Here is a 2,386-nt window from a genome sequence, read left to right as displayed (position 1 = left end):
GGCGGCGACGAGCCGGTCCGCCTCGGTCCTGGTCTCGTCCATGAGCCGGCGGGCCTGCGCCTCGGTACGGGAGCGCAGCTGCTCGGCCCAGGCGACGTTCTCGTTGACGTGGGTCTCGACGGTGGTGCGGCGCTCCGCCAGCTCCTCGTCCAGCCGCTGCCGCCGGGCGATCGCCTCGGCGTGCAGATCGGCCTCCATCCGGGCCTGGCGCTCGGCGTGCTCCTGGAGCAGACGCTGCGCCTGCGCGCGGCTCTCGCGCAACTCGCGTTCGACGTCGGCGCGCAACTGGTCGGCCTGGGCCTGGGCGTTGCGCAGCAACTGCTCGGCCTGGTGCGAGGCGCTGTCGAAGGAGTTGCGGGCGCCGAGTCCGCGGCGCGCCTCATGCAGCTTGGCGCGCAGCACCTCGACCTGATAGCCGAGGTCCTCGGCGTGCTGGACGGCCTTCTCCCGCTCTTTCTTCAGCCGCTCGATCTCGGCCTCGAACTGCGAGAGCCCGTCCATCACGGCGTCAGGCTCGTAGCGGTCGTAGCCCCGCACTGCGCGGTCCCATCCGTCCCCGGGTCGTTTCTGCGTTACTGGCAATGGCGATGACGTGTGCTGCGTTCGTTGGCTGTTCGTGTGCTCGTACCGATGGTGTCAGATGATCGGGCCGCCCAGGACGCGGGCGGCCCCCTGCACTCTACCGGCCATGGGAATCAAAGGTCAGTGTGCGCCCGCGGCCGATGCGGAAGTGACCAATTCTGTCAGTACGCCGTGGCAGTCCTTCGGGTGCAGGAAGGTGATCCGCGAGCCCATCGAGCCGCGCCGCGGCTCGTCGTAGAGGACGCGTACGCCCTTGTCGCGGATGGCGTCGGCGTCGCCGTCCACGTCCGCGGTGCCGAAGGCGATGTGGTGGACGCCCTCGCCGTTCTTGGCCAGCCACTTGCCGACCGCCGAGTCCTCGCGGACCGGTTCGAGGAGCTGGAGATACGAGGCGCCGCCGTCGGACGTCTCGTTGATCTTCAGCATGGCTTCGCGGACCCCTTGCTCCTCGTTGACCTCGGTGTGGAACACCTCGAAGCCGTAGGTGGCGCGGTAGAACTCGACGGTTGCGTCAAGGTCATGACAGGCGATTCCGATGTGGTCGATACGCGTCAGCATGCGCACAGTCCACCGCCGCCCGGGAGGTTACGCAACGTGCGCACGGTCACACCGAACGAACCGTGACCCGGGCACGTACCGCTCACTACGCTGAAGTTAACCCTCATTCACTTCTCCCCGAAGGGGATGCGCATGACTGGTAGTGGCACGTCAGGCAGTACATCGGTGATCGTCGCGGGCGCCCGTACCCCCATGGGACGCCTTCTGGGCTCCCTCAAGCCGTTCTCCGGCGCGGATCTGGGCGGCTTCGCCATCGAGGCGGCGATGGCGCGTGCGGGCGTCGCGCCGGCCCAGGTGGAGTACGTGATCATGGGGCAGGTCCTCCAGGCCGGGGCCGGGCAGATCCCGGCGCGGCAGGCCGCGGTCAAGGCGGGCATCCCGATGAGCGTGCCCGCGCTGACCGTCAACAAGGTCTGCCTGTCCGGACTCGACGCCATCGCGCTGGCCGACCAGCTCATCCGCGCCGGCGAGTTCGACATCGTCGTCGCCGGCGGCCAGGAGTCCATGACCAACGCCCCGCACCTGCTGCCGAAGTCCCGCGAGGGCGTGAAGTACGGCGCACTTGAGGTGCTCGACTCCATGGCGCTCGACGGGCTCACCGACTCCTTCGAGGGCATCGCGATGGGCGAGTCCACGGAGAAGCACAACACCCGCCTCGGCATCGCCCGCGAGCCGCAGGACGCCTTCGCCGCCGCCTCCCACCAGCGGGCCGCCGCCGCGCAGGCCCGCGGCGTCTTCGCCGAGGAGATCACCCCGGTCGAGGTCCCCCGGGGCAAGGGCGTGACCGTCGTCGTCGACACCGACGAGGGCATCCGCCCCGGCACCACCGCCCAGGGGCTGGCCGGGCTGCGCCCCGCCTTCGCGCCCGACGGCACGATCACCGCCGGCTCGGCCTCCCAGATCTCCGACGGCGCCGCCGCCGTGGTCGTGATGAGCCGGACCAAGGCCGAGGAGCTGGGGCTGACCTGGCTGGCCGAGATCGGGGCCCACGGGAATGTCGCGGGCCCGGACAACTCGCTCCAGTCGCAGCCCTCGAACGCGATCCTGCACGCCCTGAAGAAGGAGGGCATCGACGCCGGCGACCTCGACCTGATCGAGATCAACGAGGCGTTCGCCGCGGTCGCGGTGCAGTCCATGAAGGACCTCGGCGTCACCCCCGAAAAGGTGAACGTCAACGGCGGCGCCATCGCGCTGGGTCACCCGATCGGGATGTCGGGCGCCCGGCTCGTCCTGCACCTCGCCCTCG

The 2,386-nt window shown here is 70.0% G+C and carries 3 protein-coding genes; 1 reads left to right on the top strand and 2 read right to left on the bottom strand.

Annotated elements, in window-relative coordinates; translation table 11 throughout:
• Together H5J30_RS27700 and mce are read right to left on the bottom strand one after the other, a co-directional pair.
• Positions 1-537 (bottom strand): polarized growth protein Scy-related protein (locus tag H5J30_RS27700; protein ID WP_508470841.1); only part of this gene is annotated, 537 nt, incomplete at its 3' end.
• Between the two features lie 165 nt (positions 538-702).
• Positions 703-1,140: a methylmalonyl-CoA epimerase gene (gene mce / locus H5J30_RS27695; RefSeq protein WP_181790037.1), complete on the bottom strand. Its 438-nt coding sequence runs from the start codon at positions 1,138-1,140 to the stop codon at positions 703-705.
• Positions 1,141-1,266: 126 nt separating this feature from the next.
• Here mce and H5J30_RS27690 point away from each other — a divergent pair.
• The coding region (locus tag H5J30_RS27690; RefSeq protein WP_374101029.1) for an acetyl-CoA C-acetyltransferase at positions 1,267-2,386 on the top strand (1,120 nt) is incomplete at its 3' end.

The sequence above is a fragment of the Streptomyces phytophilus genome (genome assembly GCF_013870535.1).
Classification (GTDB): domain Bacteria; phylum Actinomycetota; class Actinomycetes; order Streptomycetales; family Streptomycetaceae; genus Streptomyces; species Streptomyces phytophilus.
This window is presented reverse-complemented; position numbering and strand designations above follow the sequence as displayed.

What these genes read in the sequence shown, in the direction of transcription:
- mce (WP_181790037.1), bottom strand. Translation starts at nt 1,140, where the DNA reads ATGCTGACGCGTATCGACCACATCGGAATCGCCTGTCATGACCTTGAC.